Annotated in this window: 11 protein-coding genes; 2 read left to right on the plus strand and 9 right to left on the minus strand. The window is 43.9% G+C overall.

Going from position 1 to position 14,976, the window contains the following annotated elements:
- Positions 1-92 precede the first annotated feature (92 nt).
- The 9 genes from D6024_RS20775 to D6024_RS20815 form a co-directional block, all read right to left on the minus strand.
- The gene (locus D6024_RS20775) at positions 93-1,208 is read right to left on the minus strand and encodes a restriction endonuclease subunit S (RefSeq protein WP_162944908.1); all 1,116 of its coding nucleotides are present in this window, start codon (positions 1,206-1,208) and stop codon (positions 93-95) included.
- Positions 1,209-1,210: 2 nt separating this feature from the next.
- Positions 1,211-2,614, minus strand: a complete 1,404-nt coding sequence (locus D6024_RS20780) for a class I SAM-dependent DNA methyltransferase (RefSeq protein ID WP_121356742.1) — start codon at positions 2,612-2,614, stop codon at positions 1,211-1,213.
- A gap of 369 nt (positions 2,615-2,983) precedes the next feature.
- The gene (mobC, locus tag D6024_RS20785) at positions 2,984-4,951 is read right to left on the minus strand and encodes a conjugal transfer protein MobC (RefSeq protein ID WP_121356743.1); all 1,968 of its coding nucleotides are present in this window, start codon (positions 4,949-4,951) and stop codon (positions 2,984-2,986) included.
- 11 nt (positions 4,952-4,962) lie between these two features.
- Positions 4,963-6,246: a relaxase/mobilization nuclease domain-containing protein gene (locus D6024_RS20790; protein WP_121356744.1), complete on the minus strand. Its 1,284-nt coding sequence runs from the start codon at positions 6,244-6,246 to the stop codon at positions 4,963-4,965.
- Positions 6,231-6,626, minus strand: coding sequence for a plasmid mobilization protein (locus D6024_RS20795; RefSeq protein ID WP_240410110.1), 396 nt, complete (start codon positions 6,624-6,626; stop codon positions 6,231-6,233). The genes D6024_RS20790 and D6024_RS20795 overlap by 16 nt, the downstream gene beginning before the upstream one ends.
- Before the next feature lie 593 nt (positions 6,627-7,219).
- On the minus strand, positions 7,220-7,690 hold the full coding sequence (locus D6024_RS20800) for a JAB domain-containing protein (protein WP_121356745.1): 471 nt from the start codon (positions 7,688-7,690) through the stop codon (positions 7,220-7,222).
- Between the two features lie 308 nt (positions 7,691-7,998).
- On the minus strand, positions 7,999-9,060 hold the full coding sequence (locus D6024_RS20805; RefSeq protein WP_121356746.1) for a DUF932 domain-containing protein: 1,062 nt from the start codon (positions 9,058-9,060) through the stop codon (positions 7,999-8,001).
- Positions 9,061-9,168: 108 nt separating this feature from the next.
- Positions 9,169-9,552: a single-stranded DNA-binding protein gene (locus D6024_RS20810; RefSeq protein ID WP_121356747.1), complete on the minus strand. Its 384-nt coding sequence runs from the start codon at positions 9,550-9,552 to the stop codon at positions 9,169-9,171.
- A gap of 35 nt (positions 9,553-9,587) precedes the next feature.
- On the minus strand, positions 9,588-9,845 hold the full coding sequence (locus tag D6024_RS20815; RefSeq protein WP_121356748.1) for an endonuclease: 258 nt from the start codon (positions 9,843-9,845) through the stop codon (positions 9,588-9,590).
- 389 nt (positions 9,846-10,234) lie between these two features.
- Here D6024_RS20815 and D6024_RS20820 point away from each other — a divergent pair, with 389 nt between their 5' ends.
- Both D6024_RS20820 and D6024_RS20825 read left to right on the plus strand, forming a co-directional pair.
- On the plus strand, positions 10,235-11,413 hold the full coding sequence (locus D6024_RS20820) for a hypothetical protein (protein ID WP_162944909.1): 1,179 nt from the start codon (positions 10,235-10,237) through the stop codon (positions 11,411-11,413).
- Entirely contained in the window at positions 11,349-14,972 is a 3,624-nt protein-coding gene (locus D6024_RS20825; protein WP_205573340.1) for a class I SAM-dependent DNA methyltransferase, read from the plus strand. Before D6024_RS20820 ends, D6024_RS20825 begins: the two co-directional genes overlap by 65 nt.
- Positions 14,973-14,976: the final 4 nt, after the last annotated feature.

Genomic DNA, 14,976 nt, shown 5'->3' on the forward strand with positions numbered 1-14,976 from the left:
TCGTGCTCTTGAATAGCCTTGACAATCTGTGTTTCGGTGAAGTTTGATTTTTTCATATTTACTCATTTAAAATTAAGCGCCTTTGCTAACTTTCAAATGAGCGAATTATAGGGAAGCCGACATACTCTTGCTTTGAAAATGTGATTTTGATGAATACAATTATCTATCTCATTATTCCAAATTGCATTGCGGCCTAACTTATCCCTATCACCACCTTCTGTAAATAGAATGTCACCTGCCTCTAATTTAAACTTTTCGAACTCATCTGGCAATATCTCAATCGATTTTACTTCATCTAAATCGAGAAATCCATCTTGAACATTGGCTACCCTTAGATATGGAACTCTGATTAAACGTTTGCCCTTCAAATTTCTTCCTTTGGTAACGCCACTTGAAATTTCAGCAATATCTAAGAGGCGGGTCCAATGCCATGTTTTTGGAATTTTTTCGTTTTGCTGGATTATCTCGTCTACCTCGAAGTTTAAAACACCATTGGCAGTTCTTCTTTTCTGAACTATGAGTTTAAACAATTGTAAACCAGTTCCGTTTTTGTTGTTCTTTCTCCAATCATTGGTTAAGGCTCCGCTCACAGCATCATCTATGACCTTTTGTTTTGCAGCTTTAAGCATTTCTGGTATCTTGTTTAAAACCGTTTGTGCTTGTTGAAGCTTTCCTAGCAGATCTTCGAGCTCATCTACTATCAAATGTTGTATCTCTGGTGATGGAAGAGGAATAGGATAATCATTTATTATACCTAGGCTGATATTTTGTTGGGCATCTCCCTTTCCAAGAGACATGAGCTTGTCTCTTTCACTTAATAGATAATAAAAAATATACTTGGAAGGTATTCCGCCGAAGATTTTTCTTGTAAAGGCAATTGCCTGATTTGTTGTACATGGCATTTTATTGATGCCTAATTTGCCGATACTGTTGCCATACATAGCAAGAAGAACAGAATTCGCTGGTACCCATTTCGCGCTGCTATTCTCCAAACCAAGTTGAGTAATAGTCTTCTGTGATCTGCTTATTTCACCGTCATTTAAGTCACCGATGACAACCCAAGGTATATCGCCATTATAATATCGTTTGACGGATGCGCTAGGAGTACCTCCAGAACTCCAAATAGCTATTTCACCCAAACTGCGTAATGCCCAACCATTAGGTATTTTTCTGCTTACCAGAAAATTTGAATCTTTTTTACTCTTCACTTTTATATTGATTTCCCAAGCAAGGAAAGTACATCCTTGAGATCATTTAATACTTCTTGAACTTCATCGATTGAGTCTTTGATAATATTATGTGCAGTTAGACCGTCGTAGTCATTCTCATTTGTTTCATCTTTTAGCCAACTTATATCCAGTTTGAAATTTCGGTTTTTAATAAAGTTTATATCGAATTCTCGGAATCGTCCTTGCATACCCTGGTCTATCCGACGACTTTTGCCATTTGGATCTTCCCCGAAACATAATTCGAATTCTTCAAAATGACTTTTGTGTAATGGCCTGTCTTTTTTGGTTATTGCTTGTACATTACTCCTTCCGTCGTAGATCCAAACAGAACTTGTTGGCAAACCTTTTTGAAGGAATACCACGTTTGCTTTAACACCTTGCGCATATGGTGTAAAAGTGCCTGACGGCAATTTAAGGATAGTATGAACATTACACAATTGCATCAAATACTTCCATAATTCGGCAGCTTTTTCTTCGAAAAGAACGCTATCAGGAAGTACTAAAGCTGCACGGCCATTATCTTCCAAGCAGCTAAAAACATGTTGTATAAAGTTTAATTGTTTATTGCTTGTTTTTATTTTAAAGTCCTTCCGATCTGGAACCTGGTTCGCTCCTTTGTTTCCAAATGGAGGATTGGTAAGTATGCAGGAAAATCTATCGCTACTCAAGGGATCATAGATCGTGTCACCCCAAACAATATTAGGTATGATGCCGTGAAGGTATAAGTTCATTTGTGCCATACGTCGCGGCCGGATAACAAGCTCTTGTCCGAAATATGTTCTTTCGAATATTTTTTTTCTTTGAGTAGGAGTTAATCTTTTTAGTTCAACCTTTGATTTCAGCCATTCGAAGCTCGAAATGATAAAACCCGCAGTACCACAAGCAACGTCTGAAATTTTAAAGTTTTTTGACTCCAATGGGTCTGGCTTCATGACTCTAACTATCGTCTCAATCAGAGGCCTGGGTGTAAAATATTGCCCTGCTCCTTTTTTACTCTCGTTTGCAGCTTTTTCTAACAATCCTTCGAACATTGCGCCAAGAACATCTTCATTGTACTCAGACCATTTCTCTTCGTCAATTAGAGTTAAAAGTTTTTTTAACGTTGAAGAGTTCCTTATTTTAGCAATAGGCTGCGTGAATATGTCTCCTAATATGTTTTTTTCTTTACTTAGTATATTTAGTACCTCATTGTATTTTTGTAATAGGTTTTGATTTTCAGGGTCGATTAAGTCACTCCATGCACAACCCGGAGGTGTTGAGATATTTCTTTCTTCGGCAATTTTCAAAAAAAGCAAATATGTAAGCTCCTCGATATAATCGGAGTAATCAACACCTTCATGCCTTAAAGTATGACAGAAATTCCAAAATTTAGCTACAAGATCCATTCTTAAGTGGTGGCTTTGGAATAAGAATAATGATTTTACACGAAATAGACAAAAAATCTAAATCTGGTGCAAACTTAGGGCGTTAAAAACGAAATGAGTAGAGATTAAGTATTTGCTACTTAAGATAATTTGAAAGACTTGGCTATTGAAAGCTTAAATGCAACATTGTTGATTTTAACCTCGCATCCTAGTGATGATTTTATTGACAGCTTGGTTTCTTATACAATAATCGTAATATTTCTAGTCAAGTAGGGATTCTTTTAGCTGATAATCTACTATGTTTTTCCAGGGAAATTTATGGCTTCCTATGTCAGAGATACCAACATAATATCATGCAAATGGTTTTTGACGAAAGATCAAAGATTAGTTTTAATCAAGAGCTTGATTTTTATTCTGGATTTTCTTTAGTTCTTGCTGTACGAGCTTTTTAATTTCAATTTTTATTTGATAGAATGTGTCTCCTACACTTTGGGCATCTGAGCTTGAAACAATTGGGATATTTATGTATGTACTATTTTCTTTTTTTGGTTTATGATAATTATTAAGCACCTCCGAGTGAAATATTTTTAAACTAATTTTTTCATACGGGTTATCCGCGACCATCCCCACAAATTCACCTGAAGAAAGTGAGGCAATTTTGGATGCCGGGAGAGCACTATCTAATTGCTTCGAGTGGCTAATAGAGGTGTCTGTTCTGTTGATCGAAACGCTCTGCCGATCCTGCATTATTTTCCCAAACCGTTCGGACAATACTTTGGCTGTTTCTCCCATCACCTGGCCACTGATAATGTTGCCTGCAATGTTAACAATCACATCCGCCTGTTCACGGCCATAATCTTTCTTTAACTGGCTGAAATCCTGCATGGCTAAGGTGGTCGCCACTTTGTTGCTCCGGGCGGTGGCAATCAGGCTATCAATGCCTCCAAAATAAATGGTCGGAAATTCATCAAACACCAGGCTGCATTTCAGCCGGTCTTTTTTGTTCACCTGCCGAACTAAACGGGAGATGTAAAGCGAGAGCACAGCCCCATAAATCTGCTGCTTTTCCGGGTTGTTAGCCATGCACACAATCTTAGGTGCTTCCGGGTTGTTGATGTCAAGGGTAAAATCATTGCCAGAGAGTACCCAGTAAAGCTGCGGCGAAGCCAGTCGGGCCATGCCAATTTTAGCAGAGGCAACCTGTCCTTCCAACTGCTCCATGGCATCGTTCTGATAAGCCGTAATAAACGGGTTCACCAGCACTTCAATTTCCGGCTCGGTATTGAGCACCGGAAAGAGTTCCTCGTAGTCCGTTTGCATAAGCTCAATCACGTGCGGCAGGGTGCAGTATTTTCCGTCTTCGTACTTGCGCAAAAACCAGATCACTGCTGTTAGAAAGTTTATAGGTGACTCCACAAAAAAATCACCCTGCTTGTTTACCCACTCCCGGTTTAGCCCCAATAGGATGGTTCGTGCAGACTCGGTGGCATCGGTAATATCGTTCATGCTTTGCGGGTCCAGAGGATTGCAGCGGTGCGATTGCGAAAGGTTGTCGAAATTGATAACATAGAAGGAGGGAGGCACGGCGTATTTGTCCTTGTGTCTTTGTAGCCAGTTGTAGGCAATCTTGGATAGGTCGTCGTACTTAAAGTCGTACACAAACATGGCAAAGCCTTTTTCTATGTGCTGCTTGATGACATGCTGAATCACAAACCAGCTTTTTCCGGCACCCGGAGAGCCAATCACCAGGAGCCCACGAAAGGGGTTGATGATGTTGATCCAGCTTTTACGCTGCTTTCCTTTGAGGTTGTAGCGTGCCGACAGGTTGATGGAGTATTCATTGCCCAAAAACCGCTCCTCCTGCGGAAAGGTTTCGTTCAGGTGATTAAAGACATCATTTTGCAGGCTATTCCGCACCAGCCGGCTTAAGAGACTACCTCCAGCAAGTATGAGTAAGAAACCGGTGACAGTGGTAACCATGTAGGCACTCGCAATTGTGGACATTGGAAGTGCAAGATGAAGCAGGACGTCACTGCCAACGAAAAGAACAAGACCGCTCAGCAAATAAACGGCAATCAAACGCCGCCTGATTTGCTCGTCTTTTCTGCCTTGCCAGCCAAGCAGGGAAACCACCAGCAAACCAACGGATAGCGCCTTTGAATTCAAGGCTGAAGAAAAGAGGCCCGTATTGGCAATGTTTTGTAACAGCCGGTCCGAAATTTCTGAGCGCAATCCCCACTGGACAAAAGCACCATAGCAGTAAAAGTAAATATGCAGCAGCAAAACAAAAATGCTGGCAAACCGTGTCAGGTCTATTATCTTCCGTAGCCCCTGTTCATTTTCTCCTGTAACAGACATACTTGATCATTTTAAAGTGATGAATTTGGATTTCTTCCTTTTTTCTTTTTGCGTTTTTTGGGTAGCAAGCTTCCGGAAACACTATCGTATTGTTCTTTTGAGGAAAGCAGTTGGTTGAGGGTTTTTTCGATGTCCCGGCTGAGTCCCTCATTTCTACCGGTTAGAAGTTGTTTCCTAACACCAGCGCCTTGCCATTGCGAAAAGTCTTTTTCATTTGCTGGTGTTTTTTTGGCAGGTATTGCTTCCGTTTTAGACAACCGGCTTTGCAACGCGGCGGCACTGTAGGCCGTGCCTATGTCACTGCCGTTGAAAACACATTTGGTTCGGTTATCAACGAAGGTGATGCCGTAGACTTTCCCATCACCGTTTTGCGGGGGAAGCAGGTACACGTTTTGCGCTGCCAATCGTTCACTGAATTGAGTTAAACTGCCGGCTGTTAGTAAGCTGTCATCTAGAAGGGTTTTTAGGCGGAGTTTTGCGCTCCATTTTAATGGCTCGTTTTGGCTAAATTTCTGCTCCAATGTCTTGAGTGTAGGAGAGCAGGGGATCGAGCTTGCTTTGATGGGAACACCCACTTTGTTTCCGCTTTCATCCAGAAGCCGGTAAACCAGCCCACCGTTGCGATAAATTCGTCCACCTTCTTTTCCCCGGTCAGCTACGACGTTAAACTGCCGGAGTGCCGCATTGTATTCTGCAAGGGAGTTAAACCTGTACGATTGAAAAACGGCCATCACAATGCCGGCAATTGCCCGTTTCGTTTCAGTATTTCCGTAAACTGCTTTTTCTACAGCAGCCGGCTTAAGCGTTGCTTCACTTTTTTGCTGAAGTGCTTCTGCTCTTTTCAAGCCAAACCGAAGTTCAATTTCCTTCCGGGCTTTTTCAGATGCATTGCGACCGATATTGTGCGTGTTAATGCGGCTGCCATCGTGTTTGATAGTGGTGCTGACAATGTGAATGTGCGGGTGGCCGGCGTCCTGGTGCCGGTAAACAAGGTAAGGCTGCTCACCAAATCCAATCTTTTCCATGTAACAACTGGCGATCTGGAGTAACCTTTCGTCAATCAGTTTTTCCGAGGTGTCGAAATTGAGCGATACATGTAGGGTCTTGGTGGTAGCTCTGTCGTTGAGTGAGTTGAAGCGTTCCAGCCCTTCCAATTTCTGATAGAAGGTCAGTTCACCTGGTTCTCTCAAGTAACCGCTGGCGGAAAGACAAGCTGCCTTTCCTTTGTCCACCTTGTTTTCGTTGTAGTTCAGTGCTGCTTCCACCCGTTTCGGGAATGTTATTTTAGCAACCATTGTTCGTAGAGTTGATTCATACGTAGGCGTATCTCTTCCACTTTGCTCACCAACGCCTTTTGAAGGCTGTCATTCTGCAGGATCCAGATTCTGAATTCTGGTATCTTGTCGAGGATGTGCAGCTTGTTTACAGCCTGATTGAAATTGCTGCCGATCACATTTAGCTCTTTTCGGAGTTGCAGCATTTCTTTCAGAAAATCATCGGCTGATTGGTTGCGGTAGGTGACTGTGACCGGCTTTTGAAGGGCGATTTTTCGCAAGTAACTGCTAACGTCTTTTTCGGTAGTTTGCCGCTGAAACCTGACCACTGTCTGGAGTTCAGCATCGTTCATGCGGGTCTTGACAAAATGCCGGCGTACTTCTTTCTCCTCTTTTTTCATTCTTCACAATTTTGGCTTTACCAATTCTAATGGCTGATAGCTCACCCCAAAGCGAGTTCCGAGCGTAGGGGCATTTTCCCAAACGTGGCACGTTTGTACATCTTGCCGTGGGCAAAATCCGGCACACTGATCTACCGGATGTCTGTTTGAAGCGTGTCTGTGAACGAATAGAAATTCGGATTAAATCTTAGTTTGGGAATGTTGACCATCAGCTTTTTCCATTATCTGAAATTAGCGTAAAGAATGTGCCTTTTCGTTGACTTACCTGACTAATCTTTGGTCAGGTAGTCTAATGCTGGCGTGATTTAGTTGGTGTCAGTGGCTGCACAAACCAGAATTGCATTTTATTAAGGGGAAGAATTTAGCTGCAAATTGGTTTGAATTCGCTGGCTTGTACGGCGGATTTGTTTGCTTAGTTGATATAGTTTTTCACACAATAACTGACAAAACTCTGTGGTTTTGTTTGCGAATTTTTAGTTGATTACGGCGAGGAAAAAATGATCAAAAACTTGCTCTTTTTTAGATGAAAAAGGATGGTGGCTTTTTGTTACAGATGAAAGTAAAAAGTCTTATGGTTGGAACAAAAAAAGGGCTCATAAGAGCCCTTCATCTGCAAAAGAGTAATACCCTTCCGAAGAAAGGATGACGTGGTCAAGAACTTTGATGTCAAGGAAAGCGCCGGCACTTTTGATTTTTTGTGTCAACTCCTCGTCTTGCCGTGACGGCTTCAGGGCACCAGAGGGATGATTGTGAGAGAGGACAAGCGAGACTGCGTTAACCTTCAGGGCTGCCGTGTATATAATGCGGGGATCGGCGACTGTTCCTGTGATGCCACCAGAAGAAACATTAAAGAGACATAGCACTCGGTTGGCCCTATTCAGGAACAAGACTTTGAATTGCTCTACCAGGTCAATTTTGCCTTCTTCCCAGAGTTCCTTTAGGACATTGTATGCGTCCAAAGAAGAAGAAATCAATGGGCGTTCGGATGCTTTTACTTTTGACTTGTAAATCAGTTCCACTTCGGCAACTTGAGACATCATTTCCAGAAGGGCTTTCTTTTCCATAATCTATCGTTTTTGAGGTTTAAAAAATTGATTATGGAACATGCTCCGGTGCTCCCTTTCAACAGGCGCAAGGAGGAACGGAATAAATCACATCTAACTCCTTATGTGAAAGCTTTTGTTTATGCCGTAGTTCCTTGCCAGCCTTTGAATGGGAGCGCCGAATTTTGTTGAATAATCAGTGAAAACCAACCGTCTTTATCATTCCTAAATCTGTAACAACAGGAGCCCGCCCGCAGGGCGGCAATTTTTTTGATTTGGACATTGCGGAATAAATGAAAGGAGGCTTTCGCCTCCCTTTTAATTGGTGGTTAATTAAGATGTAATGCGCTGCGTCCAAGTCGCATAAATTCCGTACAAAGCCGAAAAGCTTTTGTGCCTCTTTGCTGTGCGGTACCGCCCAATACAATCGACTTGAGCTTTGCTTCGCCGTCCTTGTAGTTCCTTACGTTTTGATAGTAGCCGGTAACAGCGTTGTAAGCACCGAAAAGAGTACCTCTCGTGGTTTCCATTTGCTGGGTGGAGTTGCTCAAAGCACAAGCGAAAGCCGCCTCGCAGGTGTTTTGAAACTGTTTGGATAAGGCTTCCCTTTTGTCTGCTGCCAAATGGTGCAACGACTCTTTCCCTGGGGCCAGCGCAAGTTGAATGAGTCTCTTTACCTCTGTATCTGTGATTGGTATTTTTACCCACTGGTTAAATAGTTCTTCCAGTTCGGTAGAAAGCTTGTTGGAAATTCCCATTAGCCTGTGTGCCTGCTGCAGCCTTTCTTTTGCATTGGCGGTGTGACGAATTTTGATACTGTTGGTGTGGTTGTGCATGGCTGCATTAAGGGTGTTTGCACAAACAATCCGGACCGGCGTAAAGGCAGCGGTAATGGCTCCAAAGCCATCGTGTGAGGTAGTCAGAAAGAGGTACTTTTCCACTAAATCTTCGCCACCTACACGAATGTAGTTTGGCAGTTTGGCCGTGATAAAAATACGTTCCCCTTTCCCCAACGCTCCTGCGGTTTCATACCGGATACCTTCGCCTTCCACAATGCTGTCAAAAAATGAAAATGCGTCCGTATTCTGCACGACCTGATAATCTTTGCCGACCACCCCTAAAATTGCGTCGTTGTCGGTTCTTACCGTAGCAAAGTAGGATGGGACTTCAATAGACGGTTGAATAGTATCTGCATTGCCAAAACTGTTGCGACTGTCGAAAGTGAAAAGCCGGCGTTTTTCTACCCGGTAGTCCAATCCTGCAAACTGGATTGCTTCGGTACTGGTGGGGTATTCTGAAACGATTTGACCAAGGCCGTGCCATGCTATTTGGTTAACGGAAAAGAAACTGTGTTTGCCTGTTTGCTCATTAAAATTAATGTTGTGTGCCATAATTGCTACCCAGCTTTAATCTTTATACTGCAGGCGGTACTTCTGCAGATTTGTTTAATAAATCGTAACGAAAAGCACTGGCAGGCAGTCTGCCAGTGCAGGAAAGATTTAGAACGGAACATCATCGCTTTCGGCTTCTGTTGCGGATGTGTTTTGGGCCGCACTACCTATCACCTCAACTTCCCTGGGCCATGCGTGGATTTTAATAGTAGAAACATGGCAGTTGAGAGACGCTTTTGCGGTTCCGTCCGTGCCTACATAGGCAGAAACATAAATGCGACCAATGACTTCCAAAAGGGTTCCTTTCTTTAGCTGTTCCGCTATCTTTTCGCTTAACCAATAAGAGCAGTTACAATAAGTTGTAACCTTTACCCGTTCGCCACCTTTGGGCTTGTAGCTTTCGTTGATAGCGATAGAAAAATTGACCACTTTGCGGTCGTCTTTCAGTGTGTTAACTGCGGCGTCTTTCGTGATCCTTCCAATGATTGTCATAACTGTTTATTTAAAGTGAAAAAATGCTTTGAAGTTTACAGGTGTCCGCCACAAAGAGGGCAGAAGCAACGGGCTTTCTTGTAGTTCTTGAGTTTCCGCTCAAATGACCTGTCGGCACCCCGCCAGATTCGCACCACATGCCAGTCAATTCCTACCTCGTTCACAGCGGCTAACAGCTTGGCTCCTCTGCTCATTTTGTGCAAGGCAATGCGCTGTCCCAAATCACCTTCCACAAAACCGATGTAGTGCTGTGCATGATGCAGTTTGCTTTCGAAGTGGATCAGATGAACCATAAAAAACTTTTAAAAGAAAAAGGACAAAAAGAAAGCTGTCCGGAAGCGGGCTGCCGTGGATTGGCCAAAAGGAAACGGAATAAATCGTGTCTAACGGAATAGTGGAGCCGCTTTGTTTTATGCCGTAGTCTTTTGGCACTTTGCAGCATTCTTCCCTTGGCAGCCCATAGCTTCGCTGCCCTTTTTGTCCTGATCTTTTAAAAGACTTTATAAAACCTGTTTTCTTCTTTTTGGTGGATCTATCTTCAATCGTTACGGAAGGATATTCTATATAGGACAATCTTTTCCAGACATCTTGCCGGAAACAAGATTTTCATTTGTTTCAAATTCTTGCGGGACTTACTTGTATAATTGAAGGGGAAGTCACTTCTTTGCAGCACTAACTGACTATGAAAGAGTACAAACTATCAAAAGGGTGGGCTTGGTTTATTTACATTATGGCGCCCTTGCTTGCCGCTGTTTTTATTTATCTGCTCGTGATGCCTTTTTTGCCGGATACAAAATCCTCCGGCACAGACCAACTGAAGTGGTTTTTAGTACCCATCTCACTTTTAATGATTGGCGTTTGTGTAGCTGGTGTCATTGATGCAGTAAAGGGCCGCTTTGTCATTACGCAGGACAGCGTGTATGCAAAAGGCGTGTTTACCAACCGGGAATTGCTCTTGCACGAAATTGAAGGCTATCGTACCGATGATCGGTACATCTACATTGTGCCTTTTGATAAAAGTTTGAAGCAAATAAAGGTTAGTACCTACTTCAGCGGCACCGGTGATATTCTGGCCTGGCTCTCGGAACGTTTTCCAGACCTTGATGAGCAGAAGGCTGCTGCGGAAGAAGCCGAAATTCTTTCGGATGAAACGCTTGGCATGGGTGTGGAGGAAAGGGAAGAACAGCTAAGAAAAGCCCGTTTAAAAGCAAAAGCCTTGAACTGGGCCGGCGGATTGGTTGCGGCTTGGACCTGGTTTTTACCGCAGCCTTACGAGGTAGTCATTTTTCTATGCATTTTGCTACCCATCATTTGTCTTCTTTTGGTGAAAAGCTCCAAAGGACTTATTCGCATGGAAGAAAAAAAGAAGAGCGCTTATCCCAGTGTTTTTTCCGGTGTGCTTTTCCCGAGCCTTGCACTTTGCATCAGGGCACTGATGGATTTTAACCTTCTTCAATACGGTAATGTTTGGAAAGGAACGCTGATGTTGGCAGGGCTGTTCATGACCGTTTTGCTGGTGCGAAGCAAAGAATTCACCTTTCGTTCGGCAAAGGACTATGGTTTGGCGTTCGGCATCACTATTCTGGTGCTCGCCTATAGCTTTGGTGCCGTTGTAACGGCCAACTGCACATGGGATAATTCCACCACGTCAGTTTACCATGCACAGGTTACCGGGAAACACATTAGCTCGGGCAAAACAACCACGTACTATGTGTCGCTTACGCCTTGGGGACCTCAAACGAAGGAGGATGACGTGTCGGTTTCAAAAGCATTGTACAACCGGCTTCAGGCGAAAGATGACGTTAGCGTTTATTTTCGACAGGGATGGTTTGGTATTTCCTGGTTCTTTATTACGCCTTGAAAGACCAACTAACTCTGGAAAGAGCGATGAAACGTTCCATTCTGTAAATTTACCCTCACGCATAACCTCCAAAACAACTGAACTTGTGAGTACAATCGCTGCCGCATCATCCCCAATTGAAAGCTTTATTTCCCGCTGGAAAGCCTCCGGAGCCTCAGAGCGGGCCAATTTTCAACCGTTCCTAACAGAACTCTGCGAATTACTTGGTGTAGAAAAGCCAAAGCCTGCAACTGATAAAGTGTATGAGGCATCCTACACCTTTGAGCGTCCCGTAATTTTTGACGATGGTGAGGGCAAAACAACGACCAATTTTATTGACCTCTATAAACAGCACTGCTTTGTTATGGAAGCCAAGCAAGGCGCCGATAAGGCAACTGTTAGCGAGGCAGAAATGCTTGGAGCGGCAAAAGTCAAAACCAAGGCTGGTACAGCTACCCGTGAAACCCGCCTTTGGGAACGAGAAATGAAAAAGGCAAAAGAGCAGGCCTTGCGCTATGCCCGATCTCTGCCAACAGAGGAAGGCTGGCCACCATTCCTAGTAGTCGTGGACGTAGGATACTGCATTGACCTTTACGCCGACTTTGCCCGCCAGGGCAAAACATATGTTCCGTTCCCGGACCCGCAGCGGTACCGCATCTTCCTCTCTGAATTGCACAACGATAAGGTTCAGGAACGGCTACGGCTCTTGTTCACGGCACCTCTGGAATTAGACCAAAGCAAAAGGGCCGCAAGGGTGACACGGGAGTTGGCCGAGCGGCTGGCAAAGCTAGCCGCCTTGTTCGAAACGGCAGGCCATGCGCCGGAGAAGGTAGCTGGTTTCCTGATGCGCTGCCTCTTTACCATGTTTGCTGAAGATGTGGGCCTTCTGCCTGAAGGTTCTTTTACCCAACTTCTGAAAGACTACCGCAACAACCTTCAATACTTGCCAAATGCCTTGCAAGCTCTTTGGACAACCATGGACAAGGGAGGCTTTGACCCAGCCTTGCGAATGGCAATACCGCAATTCAACGGCTTTCTTTTCAAAAACCAGGAAGCGTTGCCGTTAACCGAAGCTCAATTGGATTTGTTGATAGATGCCGCTTCTGCTACGTGGGCTGATGTGGAACCGGCAATTTTTGGTACACTACTCGAACGTGCCTTACAGCCAAAGGAGCGTCATAAGCTGGGAGCGCATTTTACCCCTCGTGCTTATGTTGAGCGACTAGTGATGCCTACCGTTATTGAACCGCTACGGGAAGAATGGGAGGCGGCTCGAACTGCATCGGCCATACTCGAGAATAGTGGGGATGAGACAGGAGCCTTAAAAGAAATTGAAAAGTTTCACCGGCGGCTCTGCTCTGTACGCATACTTGATCCGGCATGTGGCAGTGGAAATTTCTTGTATGTGACTTTGGAGCATCTTAAACGGCTTGAGGGGGAAGTAGCGGAATACCTGAAACATTTTCCCAGGCAGTTAGGCTTGGACATGACGGGCGGCTACACCGTGACCCCTGCGCAATTCCTTGGGCTGGAAGTAAACCCGAGAGCCGCCGCCATTGCGGATGTGGTGCTTTGGATTGGTTACCTGCAATGGCACTTCCGCACACATGGTAATGCAAAGCGCCTCGAAGACCCAATCTTGCGGCAGTACGGAAACATCAAGCAACAGGATGCAGTGCTTAGTTATAGTAGCCGAAAGCCAAGGCTTGACAGCAACGGAAATCCTATTACCCGTTGGGATGGGCACACCACCAAACAGCATCCGGTAACCGGTTTGGAAGTACCGGATGAAACAGCACGAACATCGTTGTATGATTATGTTGAACCGAAACCTGCGGAATGGCCAGAAGCGGACTTTGTTGTGGGTAACCCGCCTTTTGTTGGAAACAAAAGAATGCGGGAAGCTTTAGGCGATGGATATACAGAAGCATTGAGGTTAGCATACAAAGGTTCAGTTCCAGATAGCGCCGATTTTGTAATGTATTGGTGGTACAGGGCTGGACAACTACTTTCGTTGAAGAAGATTGAACGTTTTGGATTCATTACAACAAATAGCATTACACAATCTTTTAACCGGAGAGTTCTCCAAGACTTTTTAGAAGATGTAAATAAGATTGCAATAGTTTATGCTATACCTGACCATCCTTGGGTTGATAGCAACGATGGTGCAGACGTTCGAATTGCTATGACAGTTGTAAAACATGGATTTTCTAATGGCAGGCTGGATTTAGTTGTTGGAGAAAAAGAGTCAGGAGACTTTTATATTGAAGTCAAATTCGTTACAAAAACAGGTGTAATTCACTCCGATTTAAAGACAGGCGTCGATTTATCATCGGCAATACCACTAAAAGCTAATCAAGATGTAAGCGCTAGAGGTATAATTCCTCACGGAGAAGGTTTTATTGTTAGTGAAGAAGTCAAAGCAAAACTTTTAGATGCTAAGAATAATAAATCAATCATTAAGCCTTACCGGAATGGAAGAGATATAAACCAAAGTTCAAGGAACGTTTACGTAATCGATACTTACGGATTTTCTGACATCGGATTAAGAAATGAATACCCTGCAATATACCAATGGCTTTTTGAACGAGTTAAACCAGAACGTGACGAGAACAAGGACAAAGTTAGACGTGAGAACTGGTGGCTACATGCACGTTCTAACGAAAAGCTACGGAGTGCCATCAGTGGTTTGACACGATATATCGTAACGGTACAAACATCAAAGTTTAGAAATTTTCTTTTTCTCAATGGCGAAATCATGCCCGATGATAAGCTGATTGCTATTGGTTCTGGAGATGCATACATTTTAGGAATTTTGGCTTCAAATATTCACTCTAGCTGGTCCGCTGCAACTGGAAGTCGTTTGGGAGTAGGGAACGATTTAGTTTATGATAAAACTCGTTGCTTCGAGACTTTCCCTTTTCCTGACGCTACAGAATTTCAGAAGCAACAAATCCGGACCATTGCTGAACGCCTCGATGCTCATCGCAAGCAACGCCAGGCCTTGCATCCTACACTTACCATCACTGACATGTACAACGTGCTGGAAAAACTCCGAAACGGTGAAACATTGAATGCTAAAGAGCAAAAAATTAACGAACAGGGTCTCGTCAGCATTCTCCTGCAAATGCATAATGAACTTGATGTGGCAACGGCCGCTGCTTATAGTTGGCCAGCAAATCTTTCAGAAGAAGAAATCCTCGAAAAACTGATGGCGCTTAACGGGGAAAGGGCTGCGGAAGAAGCCCGTGGCTTGGTGCGCTGGATTCGCCCTGAACACCAGAACCCTGGCGGCGTACAGCAATCAGGCATCAACGTTGAAGCAATTGACACCAAAGCTGCAAAAGCAAGCGAGGAAGCAGCCGAATGGCCGAAAACATTGGCCGAGCAGGCACAAGTTGTTCAGCGTCTTCTACAACAATATCAGCAGCCTGTTTCTGCTGGTGATTTAAACAAGCAATTCAAACAAGCAAAGAAACCTGCTCGGGAAGCCCGGCAACAGCAAATTGAAAGTATATTAGAGATGTTCAGCACTTTGGGTTCGCTGCGTAAAACAGAGAAGGGCTTATATGTAAAATAAATAG

The sequence above is a fragment of the Flavisolibacter nicotianae genome, from assembly GCF_003628535.1.
Classification (GTDB): domain Bacteria; phylum Bacteroidota; class Bacteroidia; order Chitinophagales; family Chitinophagaceae; genus Flavisolibacter; species Flavisolibacter nicotianae.

Excerpts from the sequence above, each read along its gene's own strand:
- D6024_RS20780 (WP_121356742.1), bottom strand. The coding sequence starts at position 2,614 with ATGGATCTTGTAGCTAAATTTTGGAATTTCTGTCATACTTTAAGGCAT.
- mobC (WP_121356743.1), bottom strand. The coding sequence starts at position 4,951 with ATGTCTGTTACAGGAGAAAATGAACAGGGGCTACGGAAGATAATAGAC.
- D6024_RS20790 (WP_121356744.1), bottom strand. The coding sequence starts at position 6,246 with ATGGTTGCTAAAATAACATTCCCGAAACGGGTGGAAGCAGCACTGAAC.
- D6024_RS20795 (WP_240410110.1), bottom strand. The coding sequence starts at position 6,626 with ATGAAAAAAGAGGAGAAAGAAGTACGCCGGCATTTTGTCAAGACCCGC.
- D6024_RS20800 (WP_121356745.1), bottom strand. The coding sequence starts at position 7,690 with ATGGAAAAGAAAGCCCTTCTGGAAATGATGTCTCAAGTTGCCGAAGTG.
- D6024_RS20805 (WP_121356746.1), bottom strand. The coding sequence starts at position 9,060 with ATGGCACACAACATTAATTTTAATGAGCAAACAGGCAAACACAGTTTC.
- D6024_RS20810 (WP_121356747.1), bottom strand. The coding sequence starts at position 9,552 with ATGACAATCATTGGAAGGATCACGAAAGACGCCGCAGTTAACACACTG.
- D6024_RS20815 (WP_121356748.1), bottom strand. The coding sequence starts at position 9,845 with ATGGTTCATCTGATCCACTTCGAAAGCAAACTGCATCATGCACAGCAC.
- D6024_RS20820 (WP_162944909.1), top strand. The coding sequence starts at position 10,235 with ATGAAAGAGTACAAACTATCAAAAGGGTGGGCTTGGTTTATTTACATT.
- D6024_RS20825 (WP_205573340.1), top strand. The coding sequence starts at position 11,349 with ATGACGTTAGCGTTTATTTTCGACAGGGATGGTTTGGTATTTCCTGGT.